Annotated in this window: 1 protein-coding gene; it reads right to left on the bottom strand. The window is 41.3% G+C overall.

Annotated elements, in window-relative coordinates; genetic code table 11:
* Positions 1–176: 176 nt before the first annotated feature.
* Positions 177–1,234 (bottom strand): carbon-nitrogen hydrolase family protein (locus ACS8FD_RS15365; RefSeq protein WP_439276484.1); only part of this gene is annotated, 1,058 nt, incomplete at its 5' end.

Genomic DNA, 1,234 nt, shown 5'->3' with positions numbered 1-1,234 from the left:
ATCATAGTGTCTGCTTATTGCATATTTACTTAAATAGAGGGCTTGAACAACAGGCTTTTAAAAAATTTTTAGACAAAAATAAACGGCTGTATAGTCAGCCGTATTATTTAAATAATGATGTTTAAAGTAGCAATTTATCAATATATACAGTGGTTTGTTGACGCTACTGAATGGCATTAGTGAGACTTTTTCGCACGTCCTTGCAATGCATCGCCCAATAATACGCTACCAGAATTTTCATGACGTTCGTCGTCGCTCAGTTTACTGGCAGAAACTTTCGATTTTCTCTTCCATTTTAAGCTAAATAAATCATCACGGCGATCGATTAAGTTGTGTACTGAACCTTCATTACGCACGTAAGTAAGCTTATCCAAGTTCAAATCAGAAAAGAACACCATCTCTGTATTTGGAGTGGTCTCTGCCATAATCGCATCGTGAGGGAACGCAAAATCTGAAGGCGAAAAGATGGACGACTGAGCATACTGTATATCTAGACTTTCAACTTGTGGCAAATTACCAACTGAGCCGCAAATCATAACGTAACATTCGTTTTCGATTGCACGCGCTTGAGCGCAATGACGTACCCTTAGGTATCCGTTTTGGGTATCTGTCCAAAACGGTACGAACAAGATATCCATATCATCAAGCGCCATCAAGCGGGCAAGTTCAGGAAATTCAATATCGTAACAGACTAGGATACCGATACGGCCAGCGTCGGTGTCAAATACTTTGACCTCATCGCCACCTTCAATAACCCAAGCACTGCGCTCATGTGGCGTGATATGGATTTTGCGCTGTTCTTCAACAGTGCCATCACGGCGACATAAATAGCTGACATTATATAAAGTGTCATTTTCATCGAGCAATGGCATCGACCCACTAATGACATTGACGTTATAACTGACGGCTAAATGCGAGATCTCGTTTCTAAACCATTCGGTGTAACCGGCCAAAAACCGGATAGCGATGTTTTGATCTGTTGATTCGCATAATCCCATCAATGGCGCATTAAAGAACTCAGGCAAGCAAGCAAAATCAGAGTTGTAATCTGCCATTATATCGACGAAGAACTCAACTTGTTGTAACAGCTCTTCTGGTGACTCAACTTCACGCATCTGCCACTGAATACCGCCAATACGCACTTCAGATTTGCGCGTATTGGGCTTGTAGTCTTTGGGCTCATAATAAATATTGGCCCACTCAAGTAAGGTTGCAAAACCTTTAGATTGCTTAT

This window comes from Psychrobacter sp. 1U2 (assembly GCF_051847575.1).
Note: the sequence above shows the minus strand (reverse complement) of the source record. Positions and strands in the feature narration are given on the sequence as shown.